Source organism: Alteribacillus persepolensis, assembly GCF_900099605.1.
GTDB classification, from domain to species: domain Bacteria; phylum Bacillota; class Bacilli; order Bacillales; family Marinococcaceae; genus Alteribacillus; species Alteribacillus persepolensis.
The window spans coordinates 15,884-34,031 of sequence record NZ_FNDK01000020.1 but is presented as its reverse complement, the minus strand read 5'-3'; the positions used below and the strand labels follow the sequence as shown (position 1 = coordinate 34,031).

The 18,148-nt window shown below is 43.2% G+C and carries 18 protein-coding genes and 1 other annotated feature; all 18 genes read right to left on the bottom strand.

Annotated features, from left to right (window positions below; genetic code table 11):
* Window positions 1–72: 72 nt before the first annotated feature.
* A complete protein-coding gene (gene fusA, locus BLT18_RS13630; RefSeq protein WP_091275148.1) occupies window positions 73–2,151 on the bottom strand; it encodes an elongation factor G in 2,079 nt (692 codons plus the stop codon).
* Window positions 2,152–2,214: 63 nt separating this feature from the next.
* On the bottom strand, window positions 2,215–2,685 hold the full coding sequence (gene rpsG, locus BLT18_RS13625) for a 30S ribosomal protein S7 (RefSeq protein ID WP_091275146.1): 471 nt from the start codon (window positions 2,683–2,685) through the stop codon (window positions 2,215–2,217).
* A 35-nt stretch (window positions 2,686–2,720) separates the two neighbouring features.
* Window positions 2,721–3,134, bottom strand: a complete 414-nt coding sequence (rpsL, locus tag BLT18_RS13620; protein ID WP_091275144.1) for a 30S ribosomal protein S12 — start codon at window positions 3,132–3,134, stop codon at window positions 2,721–2,723.
* 112 nt (window positions 3,135–3,246) lie between these two features.
* Complete coding sequence (locus tag BLT18_RS13615; RefSeq protein ID WP_091275142.1) at window positions 3,247–3,498, bottom strand: 50S ribosomal protein L7ae-like protein; 252 nt, start codon at window positions 3,496–3,498, stop codon at window positions 3,247–3,249.
* A 77-nt stretch (window positions 3,499–3,575) separates the two neighbouring features.
* Window positions 3,576–7,196: a DNA-directed RNA polymerase subunit beta' gene (gene rpoC, locus BLT18_RS13610; protein WP_091275140.1), complete on the bottom strand. Its 3,621-nt coding sequence runs from the start codon at window positions 7,194–7,196 to the stop codon at window positions 3,576–3,578.
* 135 nt (window positions 7,197–7,331) lie between these two features.
* Complete coding sequence (gene rpoB / locus BLT18_RS13605) at window positions 7,332–10,871, bottom strand: DNA-directed RNA polymerase subunit beta (RefSeq protein ID WP_091275137.1); 3,540 nt, start codon at window positions 10,869–10,871, stop codon at window positions 7,332–7,334.
* Between the two features lie 333 nt (window positions 10,872–11,204).
* On the bottom strand, window positions 11,205–11,804 hold the full coding sequence (locus tag BLT18_RS13600; protein WP_091275134.1) for a class I SAM-dependent methyltransferase: 600 nt from the start codon (window positions 11,802–11,804) through the stop codon (window positions 11,205–11,207).
* A 100-nt stretch (window positions 11,805–11,904) separates the two neighbouring features.
* A complete protein-coding gene (rplL, locus tag BLT18_RS13595) occupies window positions 11,905–12,267 on the bottom strand; it encodes a 50S ribosomal protein L7/L12 (protein ID WP_091275132.1) in 363 nt (120 codons plus the stop codon).
* A 68-nt stretch (window positions 12,268–12,335) separates the two neighbouring features.
* The gene (rplJ, locus tag BLT18_RS13590; RefSeq protein ID WP_091275130.1) at window positions 12,336–12,836 is read right to left on the bottom strand and encodes a 50S ribosomal protein L10; all 501 of its coding nucleotides are present in this window, start codon (window positions 12,834–12,836) and stop codon (window positions 12,336–12,338) included.
* An 82-nt stretch (window positions 12,837–12,918) separates the two neighbouring features.
* Window positions 12,919–13,072: a sequence feature (ribosomal protein L10 leader region), on the bottom strand.
* A gap of 53 nt (window positions 13,073–13,125) precedes the next feature.
* Window positions 13,126–13,869 (bottom strand): 50S ribosomal protein L1, encoded by a 744-nt coding sequence (gene rplA, locus BLT18_RS13585; RefSeq protein ID WP_091275128.1) that lies wholly within the window; start codon window positions 13,867–13,869, stop codon window positions 13,126–13,128.
* 69 nt (window positions 13,870–13,938) lie between these two features.
* On the bottom strand, window positions 13,939–14,364 hold the full coding sequence (rplK, locus tag BLT18_RS13580) for a 50S ribosomal protein L11 (protein ID WP_091275126.1): 426 nt from the start codon (window positions 14,362–14,364) through the stop codon (window positions 13,939–13,941).
* Window positions 14,365–14,517: 153 nt separating this feature from the next.
* A complete protein-coding gene (gene nusG, locus BLT18_RS13575) occupies window positions 14,518–15,051 on the bottom strand; it encodes a transcription termination/antitermination protein NusG (RefSeq protein WP_091275124.1) in 534 nt (177 codons plus the stop codon).
* Window positions 15,052–15,105: 54 nt separating this feature from the next.
* The gene (gene secE / locus BLT18_RS13570; RefSeq protein WP_091275122.1) at window positions 15,106–15,303 is read right to left on the bottom strand and encodes a preprotein translocase subunit SecE; all 198 of its coding nucleotides are present in this window, start codon (window positions 15,301–15,303) and stop codon (window positions 15,106–15,108) included.
* 109 nt (window positions 15,304–15,412) lie between these two features.
* Complete coding sequence (gene rpmG / locus BLT18_RS13565) at window positions 15,413–15,562, bottom strand: 50S ribosomal protein L33 (protein ID WP_091275121.1); 150 nt, start codon at window positions 15,560–15,562, stop codon at window positions 15,413–15,415.
* Window positions 15,563–15,736: 174 nt separating this feature from the next.
* On the bottom strand, window positions 15,737–16,387 hold the full coding sequence (gene sigH / locus BLT18_RS13560) for an RNA polymerase sporulation sigma factor SigH (protein WP_091275119.1): 651 nt from the start codon (window positions 16,385–16,387) through the stop codon (window positions 15,737–15,739).
* A gap of 77 nt (window positions 16,388–16,464) precedes the next feature.
* Window positions 16,465–16,977, bottom strand: a complete 513-nt coding sequence (locus BLT18_RS13555) for an NYN domain-containing protein (protein ID WP_091275117.1) — start codon at window positions 16,975–16,977, stop codon at window positions 16,465–16,467.
* A 2-nt stretch (window positions 16,978–16,979) separates the two neighbouring features.
* On the bottom strand, window positions 16,980–17,729 hold the full coding sequence (rlmB, locus tag BLT18_RS13550) for a 23S rRNA (guanosine(2251)-2'-O)-methyltransferase RlmB (protein ID WP_091275115.1): 750 nt from the start codon (window positions 17,727–17,729) through the stop codon (window positions 16,980–16,982).
* The gene (locus tag BLT18_RS13545; protein WP_091275114.1) at window positions 17,726–18,148 is read right to left on the bottom strand and encodes a Mini-ribonuclease 3; all 423 of its coding nucleotides are present in this window, start codon (window positions 18,146–18,148) and stop codon (window positions 17,726–17,728) included. The genes rlmB and BLT18_RS13545 overlap by 4 nt, the downstream gene beginning before the upstream one ends.

Below are 18,148 nucleotides of genomic sequence, written 5' to 3'. Positions count from 1 at the left end.
ACCAAGAAGCAGGTTCACCTTCCTTAGCTTACAATAAAATATTTTTACAAACAATCATTTTACAGAAGAAAATTACTCTCCACTGTTTTTCTTAATAATTTCTTCAGATACGCTCTTTGGCACTTCTTCATAGTGGTCAAAGAACATTGTGTAGTTACCGCGTCCTTGTGTGTTAGAACGAAGGTTTGTCGCGTAACCAAACATCTCAGCTAACGGAACATATGCCTTAATAGCTTGAGAATTCCCGCGAGCTTCCATTCCATCCACGCGTCCGCGGCGGGAAGTAATGTCACCCATTACATCACCCATGTACTCCTCAGGCACAACAACTTCTACTTTCATGAGCGGCTCTAGAAGAACAGGCTCACAAAGGTCTTTTGCTTTTTTCAAAGCCATAGAAGCTGCTACTTTAAACGCCATTTCGTTAGAGTCTACATCGTGATAAGAACCATCGAACAGTCTAGCCTTTACATCAATCATTGGATATCCTGCCAGCAAACCGTTCTGAAGTGCTTCTTCGATACCTTGTTGTACAGAAGGTACGTATTCACGAGGTACAACCCCGCCGACAATTTTGTTTTCAAATTCGAAGCCTGCACCTTCTTCATTCGGCTCGAATTCAACCCACACGTGACCATACTGACCGCGGCCGCCGGACTGACGCACAAACTTACCTTCGCACTTACCAGCTTTGCGGATTGTTTCACGATAGGAAACTTGCGGAGCACCCACTTGGGCTTCCACTTTAAATTCACGCTTCAGACGGTCAACGATGATATCCAAGTGAAGCTCACCCATACCCTTAATAAGGGTTTGGCCAGTTTCTTCATCTGTTTCTGTCTGGAAAGTAGGGTCTTCTTCTGCCAATTTCGCTAAAGCAATACCCATTTTATCATGGTCTGCTTTTGATTTTGGCTCAACAGATAGAGAAATAACTGGTTCTGGGAATTCCATGGATTCAAGAATGACTCTTGCTTTGTCATCACATAGAGTATCGCCTGTGGCGGTGTCTTTTAAACCAACACCTGCTGCGATATCACCAGAATATACAGTTGAAATCTCTTCACGAGAGTTCGCATGCATCTGCAAAATCCGGCCAACACGTTCGCGCTTCTCTTTTGTAGAGTTGCGAACATAAGAACCAGAATCAAGTTTACCAGAATACACACGGAAGAATGTAAGCTTACCTACGTATGGATCTGTCGCAACTTTAAAAGCAAGTGCAGAGAAAGGACCGTTGTCGTCCGCTTTGCGTTCTACTTCTTCCTCACTTTCTGGAAGTACACCTTTAATTGGCGGTACATCCAGCGGAGAAGGAAGATAATCAAGAACAGCGTCAATCATTAATTGAACACCTTTGTTCTTAAATGCAGAGCCGCAAAGTACTGGATAAAATTCAACATTCAGCGTACCTTTACGAATCGCTGCTTTTAATTCATCGGTTGTAATTTCTTCACCCTCAAGGTACTTCATCATTAAGTCTTCGTCTAACTCAGCAACAGCTTCAACAAGCTTTTCGCGATATTCATCAGCTTGAGCTTTGTACTCATCTGGAATTTCACGTGCTTCTGTACGAGTACCCAAATCATCTACATAGTAATATGCTTCCATATTGATCAAATCGATAATACCTTCAAAGTTATCTTCAGCACCAATTGGAAGTTGTACCGCTTGAGCGTTTGCTCCCAAGCGTTCACTTAAAGTACCTAGGGAATAAATGAAATCTGCCCCTACTTTGTCCATTTTGTTAACAAAAACAATACGCGGTACGTGATATGTGGTAGCTTGGCGCCACACTGTTTCTGTCTGCGGCTCAACCCCTGATTGAGCATCAAGAACTGCTACTGCCCCATCTAATACACGCAAAGAACGTTCTACCTCAACGGTAAAATCGACGTGCCCAGGGGTGTCAATAATATTGATACGATGGTTTTTCCATTGTGCTGTTGTTGCAGCAGATGTGATTGTGATTCCGCGTTCCTGTTCTTGGCTCATCCAGTCCATTTGGGAAGCACCTTCGTGTGTTTCACCAATCTTATGGATACGCCCTGTATAAAATAGGATACGCTCCGTAGCAGTTGTTTTACCAGCATCAATGTGAGCCATGATACCGATATTACGAGTCTTTTCTAAGGAGAATTCTCGTGCCATGGACTTCATTTTCTCCTTTCTTCTTCCATCTTTAAGAGTAGTTGTATTGTTTTACAAATTGGTTTACCAGCGATAATGAGCAAATGCTTTGTTGGCTTCTGCCATACGATGCGTATCCTCACGCTTTTTCACAGCTGATCCAGTGTTGTTAGCAGCATCAAGGATTTCATTTGCCAGGCGTTCCTCCATTGTTTTCTCACCGCGAAGGCGAGCATAACTTACTACCCAGCGCAATCCAAGCGTCGTACGACGATCAGGTTTTACTTCGATTGGTACTTGATAGTTTGCACCACCAACACGGCGAGCTTTAACCTCAAGTACTGGCATAACGTTTTTCATCGCTTGATCAAAAACTTCCATTGGTTCTTGCCCGGATCTTTCCCGTACAATGTCAAATGCGTTGTATAAGATGTGCTGCGCTTTACCTTTTTTACCGTCCAACATGATGCGGTTAATTAGGCGTGTAACCAGCTTGGAATTGTAAATCGGATCAGGCAATACATCTCTGCGAGGTACTGGTCCTTTACGAGGCATGGGTCACCCCTCCTTTCGATTTAATCTGTGTTGTATTATTTCTTGCCGCGTTTCGTACCGTATTTGGAACGGCTTTGTTTACGGTCTTGAACACCAGCAGTGTCAAGCGCCCCACGTACAATATGGTAACGTACACCCGGAAGGTCCTTTACACGGCCGCCGCGAATAAGAACCACACTGTGTTCCTGCAAGTTGTGACCAATACCAGGAATATAAGCAGTAACTTCAATCTGGTTAGTCAAACGAACACGTGCATATTTACGCAATGCCGAGTTTGGCTTTTTCGGCGTCATGGTTCCAACACGAGTACATACTCCGCGCTTTTGCGGGGAATTTTGGTCAGTTGGGATTTTGCGGTAACTGTTGTACCCTTTGTTCAAAGCAGGAGAGTCAGAACCTTGCACTTTCGCTTTACGACCTTTGCGAACTAATTGGTTAATAGTTGGCATCGTTTTTCCTCCTTTCTTAAGCTGTTTTTTATGACCACCGTTCCAGGTGGTTCACTACAAAGCAAAAGTAAAGTTTTTGCCAATAGGGCCAAAAACCCTATCAGCAAAAACATCATTGCTTTTTTAACGCAACCGCAGCTGCTCCAACATCAATTCCACATACTTTTCCAAGCTTTCGCATGGAATCAACTTTATGAATCGGTACTCCCTTTGCTTCCGCTGCGAGAAGGACTCTTTGTATCACCCTGTTCTCTGCATCATCAGCAACAATAACTTCTTGAACGGAGTTCGACTCCAGAGCTTTCAACGTTTGCTTCGTTCCTATTAAAACCTCATCTGCCTGTGATACTTTTTCATAAGACATTCTATATCCTCCAAAGCACAGGGAGTTAGGCACACCTTGATAGCATATCACCGTATCCTAGAGATGTCAACACTATTTCACTCTTGTGTAATAGCTGCTTCTCCCGTCTCTGCTGTTTCTTGAGATGTTTCTTCATCAGGCAGGTCTACTTCCAGCGAACGATAGCGCTGCATTCCGGTTCCTGCTGGTACTAGCTTACCGATAATTACGTTTTCTTTCAAGCCGACCAGCTCATCACGTTTCCCTTTAATAGCTGCATCCGTGAGTACTCTAGTTGTTTCTTGGAATGAAGCAGCTGAGAGGAAGGAATCCGTCTCAAGAGATGCTTTTGTAATACCTAAAATAACCGGCTGACCAACCGCAGGATGTCCGCCTTTTTCTAACACTTTTTCATTTGCGGAGTCGAAATGATGGATTTCTACAAGGCTTCCCGGCAGCACCTCTGTATCACCGGAATCTGCAACACGTATTTTGCGAAGCATTTGGCGAACCATAACCTCTACGTGCTTATCGCCAATTTCAACCCCTTGCATACTATATACTTTTTGTACTTCTTTTAGCAAGTATTCTTGAACAGCTTGCAGGCCGGTAACTTTCAGAAGTTCTTTTGGATCAACAGAGCCTTCTGTCAACGCCTGTCCTGCTGCAACCTGTTCACCAACTTCCACCTTCATCCGGGCACCGTATTGTGTCGTATAACTGCGTGTTTCCAATGCCCCTTGTACGGTGACTTCTTTTTTGTCATTGTGTTCTTTAATGTCAACGACTTCACCTGACAGTTCAGATATAACTGCTTGGCCTTTTGGATTACGAGCTTCAAATAACTCTTGGATTCTCGGAAGACCTTGTGTAATATCGTCTCCTGCAACACCGCCTGTGTGGAATGTGCGCATCGTAAGCTGTGTGCCTGGCTCACCAATTGATTGAGCGGCAATAATTCCAACAGCCTCTCCAACTTCCACGTCAGAACCTGTGGCAAGGTTTTTACCATAACACTTCTTGCATACACCGTGACGGGTGTCACATGTGAAGACAGACCGAATAGTAGCTTGTTCTACGCCGGCTTCTTCAATTACCTTTGCTTTGTCTTCGTCAATCAATTCACCTTTTTTCGCAAGCACTTCACTCGTTTCCGGATGCCGGACAGTTTTAAAGAGCACACGTCCTACCAAACGATCTTGCAAGCTTTCAATTAATTCCGTTCCTTCACGAAGTGCTTGAACATCGAGTCCGCGATCTGTGCCGCAGTCATCCTCACGTACAATAACGTCCTGGGCCACATCTACAAGACGTCTAGTCAGATAACCAGAGTCAGCTGTCTTCAATGCTGTATCAGCAAGACCTTTACGGGCACCGTGCGTAGAAATAAAGTATTCCAGTACCGTTAAGCCTTCCCGGAAGCTGGACTTAATCGGCAACTCAATAATTCGTCCAGATGGGTTGGCCATAAGACCGCGCATACCTGCCAACTGTGTAAAGTTCGACGCATTACCACGAGCACCAGAGTCACTCATCATAAAGATAGGGTTTGTTTTATCCAATGTGCCCATCAATTTGTCTTGGATGGTATCTTTAGCCTCGCTCCATATGGAGATAACTTTATCATAACGCTCTTCCTCCGTAATAAGACCACGGCGGAACTGTTTCATAACCCGGTCAACTTTTTCCTCTGCTTCATCAAGAATTACTTGTTTATCACCGAGTACAACAATATCAGAGATACCAACAGTAATCCCTGCTTTTGTTGAATAATAAAAACCTAAATCCTTCATGCGGTCAAGCATCTTAGATGTCTCGATAATTTGGAAGTTCTTAAATACTTCTGCAATGATGTCGCCTAAGAAGCCTTTTTTAAATGGTGGCACCGTTTCACGATTTTCAAATTCTTTTTTGATGTCCACATTCATTGGGACAATATACTTCTCAGGAATCTGCTCTTCTAAGTTGGTGGCTGTTGGTTCGTTTACATATGGGAAAGATGTTGGCAGTATCTCGTTGAAAATAATCTTTCCAACAGTGGTAAGCAGCAATCTGTCATTCTGCTCTTCTGTAAAGTTTGTTTTATCTAGAGAAGCAACTGGGATTGCTACCCGGCTGTGTAAATGAACATATCCATTCTGATAAGCAGTCAATGCTTCATTTGGATCTTTAAACACAGAACCTTCTCCAACAGCACCAGCTCTTTCAAGTGTTAAATAGTAGTTACCCAACACCATATCTTGGGACGGAGTAACAACTGGTTTGCCGTCTTTCGGGTTCAAAATGTTCTGTGCTGCAAGCATTAAAATACGGGCTTCTGCTTGCGCTTCTGCAGATAACGGAACGTGGACAGCCATCTGGTCCCCGTCAAAGTCTGCATTATATGCCGTACACACAAGTGGGTGCAGTTTTACTGCGCGCCCTTCTACAAGTGTTGGCTCAAACGCCTGAATACCGAGGCGGTGTAATGTTGGAGCGCGGTTGAGCAGAACAGGATGCTCTTTAATCACTTCTTCTAGTACGTCCCAAACTTCTGGATGAACGCGCTCTACCTTTCTTTTGGCACTTTTAATGTTGTGAGCAAGACCTCTGCTTACCAGCTCTTTCATTACAAAAGGTTTAAACAGCTCTAGTGCCATTTCTTTTGGCAAACCGCATTGATACATTTTTAGGCTTGGGCCGACAACGATAACGGAACGCCCAGAGTAGTCAACACGCTTACCTAATAGATTCTGACGGAATCTTCCCTGCTTTCCTTTCAACATGTGAGAAAGAGATTTAAGCGGGCGGTTCCCTGGTCCGGTAACCGGACGTCCGCGGCGGCCGTTATCAATTAAAGCGTCAACAGCTTCTTGAAGCATACGCTTTTCATTTTGCACGATAATGTTTGGAGCACCGAGATCGAGCAGGCGCTTCAAACGGTTGTTACGGTTAATAACTCTGCGATACAGGTCATTTAAATCAGAAGTTGCAAAACGTCCGCCATCAAGCTGAACCATAGGGCGCAATTCAGGTGGAATGACCGGAAGAACATCCAAGATCATCCATGAAGGGTGGTTCCCTGAATTACGGAAAGACTCAAGCACCTCTAATCTCTTAATAGCACGAGTTCTTCTCTGGCCCTGTGCCGTTTCCAGCTCGTCTTTTAAGTGCTTCACTTCTTTATCAAGGTCAATGTCTTCCAAAAGCTTGCGAATAGCTTCTGCACCCATATGCGCTGCAAACCCGCGCCCGTATTTATCATAATACGAACGATATTCTTTCTCTGAAAGCAGCTGTTTGTACTCTAGTGGAGTATCCCCTGTGTCTGTTACTACATAAGAAGCAAAGTAAATAACTTCTTCTAGCGAGCGAGGGGACATATCTAGCACAAGACCCATACGACTTGGAATTCCTTTAAAATACCAAATATGCGAAACCGGAGCAGCCAGCTCAATATGACCCATACGTTCACGACGAACTTTCGCACGAGTCACTTCTACTCCACACCGGTCACATACGACACCTTTATAGCGAACTCGTTTATATTTCCCGCAATGACACTCCCAGTCTTTCGTCGGACCAAATATTCTTTCGCAGAACAGACCGTCTTTTTCTGGCTTTAACGTACGATAGTTAATCGTCTCTGGTTTTTTCACTTCGCCGCGGGACCATGAACGAATTTTATCGGGCGATGCCAAACCGATTTTCATGTATTCAAAATTATTAACGTCAATCAAGGGGTCAACCTCCCTTTCGAACTTTGGGTAGCTAAAAGCACAACACGACACAATCATAAAAAGAACAGCTGTAGGAAGAGGCTTTTTCAGACAAAGTGCCTCTTCCAATCTTTCAATGAAAAGCAGCTGTGCTTATCAGGCGTTTTCACTAGACTCCATTTTTAAGTTCAATTTATCACCAGACTGATCTTCTTCATCATCTAGTTCTTTCATTTCAATCTCTTCTTCTGTGCTAGAGAGCATTTTGACGTCCATGCCAAGACTCTGCAGTTCTTTAATCAATACTTTAAAGGATTCAGGCACACCTGGTTCTGGTACGTTTTCACCTTTAACAATTGATTCATACGTTTTCACACGGCCGACTACATCGTCTGACTTAACAGTCAAAATTTCTTGCAGGGTATATGCCGCACCATATGCTTCTAATGCCCATACTTCCATCTCGCCAAAGCGCTGACCACCAAACTGTGCTTTACCACCAAGCGGCTGCTGTGTGACCAATGAGTATGGACCTGTAGAGCGTGCGTGCAGCTTATCGTCAACCATATGCGCAAGTTTGATCATGTACATCACTCCGACAGAAACACGGCTGTCAAATGGTTCTCCGGTTCTGCCGTCATACAGCACGGTCTTACCGTCACGCGCGATTCCTGCCTCTTCTAACGTCTCCCATACATCTTCTTCTCTGGCTCCGTCAAATACCGGTGTTGCCATATGAAGGTTCAATTCACGGGCAGCCATACCTAAGTGCAATTCTAATACCTGACCGATGTTCATACGTGATGGCACACCAAGTGGGTTTAACATAATTTCAATTGGCGTTCCATCAGGAAGGTAAGGCATATCTTCTTCTGGTAAAATCCTTGAAATAACACCTTTATTCCCGTGACGGCCAGCCATTTTATCCCCTTCATGAATTTTTCGCTTTTGAACGAGATAAACACGAACAAGCTGATTTACACCAGGAGGCAGTTCGTCGCCGTCTTCACGGTTGAAAATCTTCACATCTAACACAATGCCGTCCGCGCCGTGTGGAACTCGTAAAGATGTATCACGAACTTCTCTCGCTTTCTCACCAAAAATCGCATGGAGCAGACGTTCTTCAGCGGTCAGTTCTGTCATCCCTTTCGGAGTCACTTTACCAACAAGAATATCGCCATCTTTTACTTCGGCCCCGACACGAATAATACCGCGGTCATCTAAATTCTTGAGCGCTTCCTCACTGACATTTGGTATATCGCGCGTAATTTCTTCCGGTCCTAATTTCGTATCCCGAGCCTCCGATTCATATTCTTCAATATGAACAGAAGTATATACGTCATCTTTCACAAGGCGTTCACTCAAGATAATAGCATCTTCATAGTTGTATCCATCCCATGTCATAAAGCCAACAAGAACGTTTCTTCCTAACGCCATTTCACCTTTATCCATGGACGGGCCGTCACCAAGAACTTCCCCTTTTTCTATGCGGTCCCCTTCACTTACAATTGGGCGCTGGTTGTAACTAGTTCCTTGGTTTGAGCGAATATATTTGGACATTTTATATTTATCAATGTCTGTTTCTACTTCTTTGCCGTCAATGTCTTCTAAACGGCGAAGCCAAATTTCGCGAGCTGTTACACGCTCCACGATGCCCTTCGTTTTTGCTACAATCGCTGCCCCTGAGTCTTTAGCAGATACATATTCCATTCCTGTACCAACCAAAGGCGCTTCTGGTTCAAGCAAAGGCACAGCTTGACGCTGCATGTTTGCACCCATCAATGCGCGGTTGGAGTCATCATTTTCTAAGAAAGGAATACAAGCCGTTGCCGCAGACACAACTTGTTTTGGGGAAACGTCCATATAGTCTATTTTCTCTTTTGGAACAATCGTGTTTTCCCCTCGAAAACGAGCAATAATATTGTCATCAGCAAATGCACCGTCTTCATTGAGCTTTGCGTTCGCTTGGGCTACAACATAGTTGTCTTCTTCATCTGCTGTTAAGTAGTCACATTCTTTGGTGACTTGTCCCGTTTCATGGTCTACTCGGCGGTAAGCTGTTTCAATAAACCCAAACTCATTTACTTTTGCATAGCTAGATAACGAGTTAATCAAGCCAATGTTAGGTCCTTCCGGCGTTTCAATTGGACACATTCTGCCATAGTGGGAATAGTGCACGTCACGAACTTCAAAGCCGGCTCTTTCTCTAGTTAAGCCGCCGGGCCCTAAAGCAGACAAACGCCGTTTATGTGTCAACTCAGCAAGCGGGTTTGTTTGGTCCATAAACTGGGAAAGCTGTGAGCTTCCAAAAAACTCTTTAATGGAGGCGATAACCGGACGGATATTGATAAGGGCTTGCGGTGTAATCGCACTTGGGTCTTGTATAGACATACGCTCACGAACCACCCGCTCCATTCGAGACAGACCGATTCTAAATTGGTTCTGCAGCAACTCCCCAACAGAACGTAAGCGGCGGTTTCCTAAATGGTCAATATCATCGGTTAGCCCGACTCCATGTAAAAGATTAAAGAAGTAGTTGATAGAAGAAATAATATCTTCTGGTGTAATATTTTTCACGTTACGCTCAATGTTTCCATTGCTAATAACGTTGATGACTTGCTCTTCTTCTTGCTCGTTTGGCGGGTAGATTTTAATGGATTGAACGTCAAGATCTTTATCATCTACTACGCCTCCAGAAACAGTGTATCGTTTAAATCCAAGGTTATTTTCTAAATAAGGCAGCAGACGATCAAGGGTTCTGCGGTCTAATACCGCACCTTCTTCCGCCAAAACTTCACCAGTTTCTGGGTCAGCAAGCGTTTCAGCCAGGCGTTGGTTAAACAAACGGTTTTTGATATGGAGCTTTTTGTTCACTTTGTAGCGCCCAACATTTGCAAGGTCATAACGTTTCGGGTCGAAAAACCTTGTTTCCAGCAAGCTTTTTGCACTTTCTACAGTCGGAGGTTCACCTGGGCGGAGACGCTCATATATTTCTAATAACGCTTTTTCTGTACCATCGGTGTTGTCTTTTTCCAACGTGTTGCGTAAATACTCATCTTCACCAAGCAAGTCAATGATCTCTTGATCAGACCCGAATCCAAGTGCACGCAACAGCACCGTAACAGGCAGTTTTCTGGTACGGTCAATACGCACATATACAATATCTTTTGCATCGGTTTCGAGTTCTAGCCATGCACCTCGGTTTGGTATCACTGTAGCAGTGTACCCTCTCTTACCGTTCTTGTCCGTTTTTTCGTTAAAATAAACGCTCGGTGAACGTACAAGCTGAGATACAATAACACGCTCTGCACCGTTAATAATAAACGTACCAGTGTCAGTCATGAGCGGAAAGTCTCCCATGAAAACCTCCTGCTCTTTCACTTCACCAGTTTCTTTGTTCATCAAACGCACTTTGACACGTAATGGCGCAGAATAGGTAACATCTCTTTCCTTGGATTCGTCAATCGAATACTTGGGTTCACCAAGGCTGTAATCGATAAACTCTAAAACCAAATTACCCGTGAAATCCTCAATGGGGGAGATATCCTGAAACATTTCACGAATACCCTCATCAAGAAACCATTGATAGGAAGCTGTTTGAATTTCAATAAGGTTTGGAAGATCCAAGACTTCATTAATTCTTGCATAGCTTCTTCTGTGGCGGTGGCGTCCAAACTGAATAAGTTGACCTGTCAACTGAGTCACCCCTTAAATATCACATAATGTCCACCTATCTTTTCGACAGGCAGTATACCCAAGGCGGCTACCAAAATATAGAAACATACGAGATCAATATCTGTATGTTTACTCCATTTTTAGTGCCTGACCTTTTTTCGAACAAAGAAAAAAATGGTCTCTTCAAAAAAAGAACCACTATTTTCCAACTGTCAGGCTGATTATACTATTTTTCCCTGTTCCTGCCTTTTTATACATTTTTAATGGAAAATATAGAGCGGACGAAAGAATGTATTTGTACCATATCGGATACTTATACGCATTAAATAACAATACCACAAAACATATATGTGGTCAACTTTTTTTTGCGCAAAAAACATGGTACCCTTTGTTTTTCTTTACTGTTTCCACATCGCTAAAAAGAGACAGCAGCTTCTCTTTCGTTGAGGGCGCTCCTTGCTTTTTTTGGATAACCACCCACAACTCCCCGCGGCTTCGTAAATATTGGTGAGCTTTCTCATATAAGTCAAAGACGACGTCTTTTCCAGCTCTAATTGGCGGGTTTGTTACAATCGCTGCAAAATCGTCTCGTTGTATACGTTCAAACAAGTCGCTTTCTTGAACGTGCACATTATTCAAATGATAACGGGAGACATTTTTTTCAGCCAGCGCTAGGGCACGCGTGTTAACATCCACTAACCACACATTCCGACTCGTTTCTGAGGCCAGCGTAATGCCAATTGGCCCATAGCCGCAGCCTACGTCTAATACGTCACCATCGACTTCCGGCCAACGAAAAGCCTCTATTAACGTTTTGCTCCCAAAATCGATTTCTTTTTTTGAAAAGACCGCGTGATCACTAGTAAACATCCACTTATTTCCGCGAAGTACTGCTTCAATTGTCTTTTCTTCACTTGCCTTGTGCGGCGATTGATCAAAGTAATGACTGCCCATCTATTCACTTCCTTTGTACATTGATGCTCACGTTACACACTATATAAATGTGTAAAAAAGAGCTTCCTCTACATCGTAGAGAAAGCTCTGTATGCTACCTTTACTTAAGTTCGATTTTAGCGCCAGCTTCTTCAAGCTTGCTCTTGATTTCTTCCGCTTCTTCTTTTTCAGCGCCTTCTTTAAGCGTTTCAGGAGCTCCGTCTACAAGAGCTTTCGCTTCTTTCAAGCCGAGTCCAGTGATTTCACGGACAACTTTGATAACGTTAATCTTAGAGCCGCCAGCTTCTTCAAGAACAACATCAAATTCTGTTTGTTCTTCTTCAGCTTCAGCAGCGCCGCCGCCAGCTACAGCTACAGGTGCAGCTGCTGTAACACCAAATTCTTCTTCAATAGCTTTTACAAGATCGTTCAATTCAAGAACGGACATTTCTTTGATCGCATCAATGATTTGTTCTTTGCTCATTGTTGATCCTCCTTAAAAATATTTATTATATATCACAGAATCTCGCATTTACATTCGCGCACCATTCTTTACGCGCCTTCTTCTTCTTTTTGGTCAGCAACTGCTTTAGAAGCCAACGCAAAGTTGCGGATAGGCGCTTGAAGAACGTTGAGAAGCATGGAAACCAAGCCATCGTGAGAAGGCAGGCTGGCAAGCTCCTTAATTTCTTCAAGAGAAGCAACGCGTCCTTCGATCACACCAGTCTTAATCTCAAGTTGTTCGTGCTCTTTCGCAAACTCGTTAATTACTTTTGCTGGAGTAACAACATCATCTGTGCTTGTCGCAACGGCTGTAGGCCCTACAAGAAACTCATCAAGTTCTGTCAAGTTGGTCTTTTCCGTCGCACGGCGAACCATTGTGTTTTTGTAAACTTTAAAGTCAACACCTGCTTCACGAAGCTGCTTACGCAATTCTGTTGCTTCTGATACATCTAGACCACGGTAGTCTACGATAACAGTAGACACACTGTTTTCTAGTTTTTCTGCAATTTCTTGCACAACGCTTTGTTTCTGCTCGATAACTTTGCTCAACTGTCACACCTCCTGCTCTCTTTATTGACGTTCCGCAAACAGAGGGGTGTTTTTATGATCTTTTGACATCATCGACGCCCATAAAAACCACAAAAAACCTTCATGTCCACAGACATGAAGGTTTTGTTCTCTATATATCCACACTTATCCCATCTCGAAAGTGCGGCGAAAACTACCTCGGCAGGAAATTAAGCGGCAAGCGCACCTGCTGTCTGCGGTAAACATTTATTTATTTAAAAGCTATGAACCGTCATTTAGTATAACGGTTTTAAAAGCTCACGTCAAATCATTATTTCAAATTCAACGTTGAGGTGCTAACTTTCACCCCTGGACCCATTGTAGAAGCAACAGAAGCATTCTTCATATATGTTCCTTTTGCAGCCGCCGGCTTTGCTTTAACCAATGTATCAATCAATGTGTTAAAGTTTTCTACCAGCTTGTCTGTATCAAAAGAAACTTTACCAATCGGCGCATGAATGTTTCCTGACTTATCCACTCGGTACTCTACTTTACCCGCTTTAATCTCTTCAACAGCTTTTGTTACATCCATTGTAACTGTGCCTGTTTTAGGGTTTGGCATAAGGCCTTTTGGCCCTAGGAGTTTACCGAGCTTACCTACTTGAGCCATCATATCCGGCGTGGCCACAACTACGTCAAAGTCAAACCAACCCTGCTGTACTTTGTTGACAAGATCTTCTTCTCCAACGTAATCTGCTCCTGCAGCTTCTGCTTCTTGTGCTTTTTCCCCTTTTGCAAAAACAAGAACACGCTGTGTTTTACCAGTACCGTGCGGAAGCACAACAGCCCCGCGGATTTGCTGGTCGTTTTTACGAGGGTCTACACCAAGGCGCACAGCTGCTTCTACTGTTTCATCAAACTTTGCGATAGAAGTTTTCTTCACAAGTTCAATGGCCTCTTCGGCATTATATTGCTGTTCACGGTCAATTAACGCGACAGCGTCTTCGTATTTTTTACCTCTTTTAGCCAATTTTATTTCCTCCTCGTTTGTGGTTTTAGCGGTTAAACCTCCCACTATTAAAGGTTGCGAACACAATATCCGTCCAAAAAGGGACGGCAGTCGCAACCTTAGGCAAGGCGTTCATTAGTCTTCAACAGTAATTCCCATGCTGCGGGCTGTACCTTCAACCATACGCATTGCCGCATCAACATCAGCCGCATTAAGGTCTGGCATTTTTGTTTCAGCAATCTCACGTACTTGATCACGTTTCACCGTAGCTACTTTATTACGGTTTGGTTCACCAGAACCACTATCGATACCAGCTGCTTTCTTTAGAAGCACAGCTGCTGGCGGTGTCTTCGTAATAAAAGTAAACGAACGGTCTTCATATACAGAAATCTCTACAGGAATAATCATCCCTGCTTGATCTGAAGTACGAGCGTTAAATTCTTTACAAAATCCCATGATGTTTACGCCTGCTTGACCCAATGCAGGTCCTACTGGCGGAGCCGGATTAGCTTTGCCGGCAGGGATTTGAAGCTTTACTACCTTCTCGACTTTTTTAGCCACGCGACACACCTCCTTAGTCCGTGATGTGGTTTGTCGGACAATATGTCCTCCCACTCAAAAACGAGGTCATGTGGTTTGTCACAACCTCAATATTTTATTAGTATCAAACATTAAAATCTTATCACTTGTGAAGCATAACTGCAAGAGCAGATTTTATATCTTTTCTACTTGATGAAATTCCAGCTCCACAGGCGTTTCACGACCAAACATATTAACATGGACTTTCACTTTCTGCTTTTCCGCATTTATGTCTTCTACTGTGCCTGTAAAGTCAGCAAAAGGACCTTCTTTTACTTTAACAGATTCTTTCAGCACCAAATCTATATCAGCTTTCGGTTCTGTTTCACCCATTTGGCGCAAAATGTTATCTACTTCATCAGGCAAAAGCGGAGTGGGTTTAGAACCAGCACCTGCGGAACCAACAAAACCAGTAACTCCGGGGGTGTTACGAACCACATACCAGGAATCATCGGTCATTACCATCTCTACAATGACGTAACCTGGGAAAACCTTACGGGTCACTGCCTTACTTTTCCCGTTTTTTACCTCAGTCTCTTCTTCTACCGGAACTAGGACGCGAAAAATTTTATCCGTCATTTCCATTGATTCTACACGCTTTTCCAAATTGGTTTTCACCTTATTTTCATATCCGGAATATGTGTGTACAACATACCAGTTCTTTTCCATTATTGTCCGGACGGTTACGTCCTTCCCTCCTCCTTTTTGGTTCTTCATTGTCATTTAGTCAAGCAGCACGCGCACCAATTCCGATAAGCCCAAATCTACAACAGCAAAGAATATAACAAAGAACAAGATTGTTAAAACAACAACAATGGTGTATTTTGTTAACTCCCTGCGACTCGGCCACGTGACACGCTTCATTTCTCTTCCAACGTCGCGGAGAAACTTCACTGGATTTTTAGCACCGCCGTCAGCCATACAGCCACCTCCAAACCGTTCGTCGTTTCTGCATTATGTACCTCTCAGCAGAAAAACGATTCTCCCCTATACATACTGCTTTCTATTTATAATCATAAAAAATAACCCCTTACTTTGTTTCACGATGAAGGGTATGTGCATTACAGTATTTACAAAACTTCTTTACCTCAATGCGGTCTGTCTGCTTTTGTTTATTCTTCTCTGTCGTATAATTTCTCGCTAAACAAACCGTACAAGCTAGTGCTACTTTACTCCGCATTGAGCACCTCCTGGAAGACAGGTTGTTGTTGCATACGCTTAATCACCTTAACACATTGGTACATTAGTGTCAATTTACCCCTTAAGGCACAGGGTTTTCAAACAGAAAAGCATCCCAAAAACAGGATGCTTGAAAACGCTTTCTTATAGGTGGCAAAATAAAAGGTCTTCTTTATTACGAACCGACGCCCTTTACTTCCACACACTTTTCCAATTTTCTTTTTACACGCTGAAGTGCATTATCAATGGACTTTACGTGGCGGTTCAGTTCTTTGGATATCTCTTGATAAGACCTTCCATCCAAGTATAATCTTAATACTTTTTGCTCAAGATCACTGAGTATTTCGCCAATTTTCAATTCTATATCATCAAACTCTTCTTGATTAATAATAAGTTCTTCTGGGTTGCTTACTTTTGATCCGCACAGCACATCCAACAGCGTTCTCTCAGACTCTTCATCATACAGAGGTTTGTCCAGGGAAACATATGAATTTAACGGCATATGTTTCTGCCTGGTTGCTGTTTTTATGGCTGTAATAATTTGTCTTGTAATACACAGTTCGGCAAAAGCTCTAAACGACGACAGCTTGTCTCCGTTGAAATCTCTAATTGCTTTGTACAGGCCAATCATGCCCTCTTGTACAATATCCTCATGGTCTCCGCCAATAAGAAAATAAGACCTGGCCTTTGCTCGGACAAAGTTCTTGTACTTATTAATAAGAAACTCTAATGCAGCACTGTCCCCTAATCGAACTTTTTCCACTAATAACTCATCGTCTGTTTTATCAAAGTACTGTTGTTCTGTTTCTTTGAGGTCTAAACCCAATACAATCCCTCCGCCCCTCGACTGATTGTATGAATATAGACATATTATATAGCACCTTTAAATCCAGCGTCAACAGCTCAACGGTCGCTTCGACGCCATTTGTCAAAAATTTCAGCAATTTCCTCTGTAAGTGGAAAATTTGACACGCGCTCATGACTGGTTCGTTTTTTTACTTCCTTTGAAATATTTTTTTCGACTACCTCCATTTCTACTCTTAGTTCGCGTGCCGATTTTCTAAGCGCACCACTTCCAAATGTCAGTGATTGTTCGGCGTAATCAGAAGTAGCAACATGCACCCTTGTTTCAATATTTTTCAACTCACCAACGAGCTTTTCTATTCTTTCATCTGCCGTTTCGTTTTCGCGTGTATATATAATATCAACAAGATGGTTGTTGTATTTTCGTCCCACACCCGACACCATGTGAGCATCAAAAATAACTTTAACTTCCCAGCCCTTGAATGCTTGATATTCTGCCATTTTCTCTATTAACCGGTCACGCGCTTCTTCGAGGTTCTTTTCACGCAATGGTTTCAACTCCGGCCAGTCTCCAATAATATTGTAACCATCTACTAACAATATATCTTTCATTATTACTCGCTTCCCAACGGATAACGTTTCCGGTATACTTCATACATCAAGAGACTGGCTGCAACAGATGCATTTAACGATGTTACATGCCCCACCATTGGTATCTGTAACAAAAAGTCACATTTTTCTTTTACTAAGCGGCTCATTCCCTTACCTTCGCTTCCTATCACTAAGCCAAGCGGCATACTGCCATCCCATTGTCTAAAATCTTCTTTTCCAGAAGCATCTGTTCCAGCAAGCCAAACGCCGCGTTTTTTTAATTCATCCATGGTTCGTGCCATATTTGTGACTCGTGCAACCGGTACGTGCTCGATAGCACCAGTAGATGACTTTGCAACGGCTTGTGTTAACCCAACAGACCTCCTTTTTGGGATAACAGCACCGTGGGCACCAACTGCATCTGCTGTACGTAAAATCGACCCTAAGTTATGCGGGTCTGCAATTTCATCTAATAAAAGAATAAAAGGTTCTTCTTTACGTGCTTGTGCTCTCTCAAAAATATCATCAAGCTCAGCATATTGATACGCTGCAACCGAGGCTACTACTCCTTGATGATTATTCGTACCAGCAAGGTCGTCTAACTTCTTTCGAGGAGCTTTTTGTACGATGACATTGTGTTGTTTGGCAGCCTGATAAATTTGCTGCGTTTGTCCTTTAAGGGCGCCTTCTGCTATCCACACTTTGTGAATAGACCGATTAGAGCGTATGGCTTCTAACACCGGGTTTTTCCCCGAAATCCACTCCTCTTTCATTTTGTTTCTCTCCTTTCAATGGTTTCCACTGCAAAGGCCACTAATTGCTCTATTCTGTCTTCCCGGCCTAAAAAGTATAAATATCCCAGTACTGCTTCAAACGCTGTACTATAGCGATACGTATGCTGGTCCGTATTTTTTGGTATTGTTCCCGATTTAGCATTCCGTCCTCTTCTGGCTACTGCTTCTTCTTCCGCCGATAATACACTTTGGTCAAACATCTCAAACATCGCTGCAGCCTGTGCTGCGGCAGAGACAAAAGATGATGACGTACGATGCAGAAGATGAGGCCTGACACGGCCCGAAGAAATTAAATAATGGCGTATATACAGGTCATATACCGTATCTCCCATATAAGCTAAAGCCAGGGCATTTAATTGTTTCGCATCTACTTTACTGTCTTGAAATTTCCCTAGCAT

Coding starts and splice junctions, on each gene's coding strand:
- fusA (WP_091275148.1), bottom strand. CDS start 2,151: ATGGCACGAGAATTCTCCTTAGAAAAGACTCGTAATATCGGTATCATG.
- rpsG (WP_091275146.1), bottom strand. CDS start 2,685: ATGCCTCGTAAAGGACCAGTACCTCGCAGAGATGTATTGCCTGATCCG.
- rpsL (WP_091275144.1), bottom strand. CDS start 3,134: ATGCCAACTATTAACCAATTAGTTCGCAAAGGTCGTAAAGCGAAAGTG.
- BLT18_RS13615 (WP_091275142.1), bottom strand. CDS start 3,498: ATGTCTTATGAAAAAGTATCACAGGCAGATGAGGTTTTAATAGGAACG.
- BLT18_RS13600 (WP_091275134.1), bottom strand. CDS start 11,804: ATGGGCAGTCATTACTTTGATCAATCGCCGCACAAGGCAAGTGAAGAA.
- rplL (WP_091275132.1), bottom strand. CDS start 12,267: ATGAGCAAAGAACAAATCATTGATGCGATCAAAGAAATGTCCGTTCTT.
- nusG (WP_091275124.1), bottom strand. CDS start 15,051: ATGGAAAAGAACTGGTATGTTGTACACACATATTCCGGATATGAAAAT.
- secE (WP_091275122.1), bottom strand. CDS start 15,303: ATGGCTGACGGCGGTGCTAAAAATCCAGTGAAGTTTCTCCGCGACGTT.
- rpmG (WP_091275121.1), bottom strand. CDS start 15,562: ATGCGGAGTAAAGTAGCACTAGCTTGTACGGTTTGTTTAGCGAGAAAT.
- BLT18_RS13555 (WP_091275117.1), bottom strand. CDS start 16,977: ATGAAAGATATATTGTTAGTAGATGGTTACAATATTATTGGAGACTGG.
- rlmB (WP_091275115.1), bottom strand. CDS start 17,729: ATGAAAGAGGAGTGGATTTCGGGGAAAAACCCGGTGTTAGAAGCCATA.
- BLT18_RS13545 (WP_091275114.1), bottom strand. CDS start 18,148: ATGCTAGGGAAATTTCAAGACAGTAAAGTAGATGCGAAACAATTAAAT.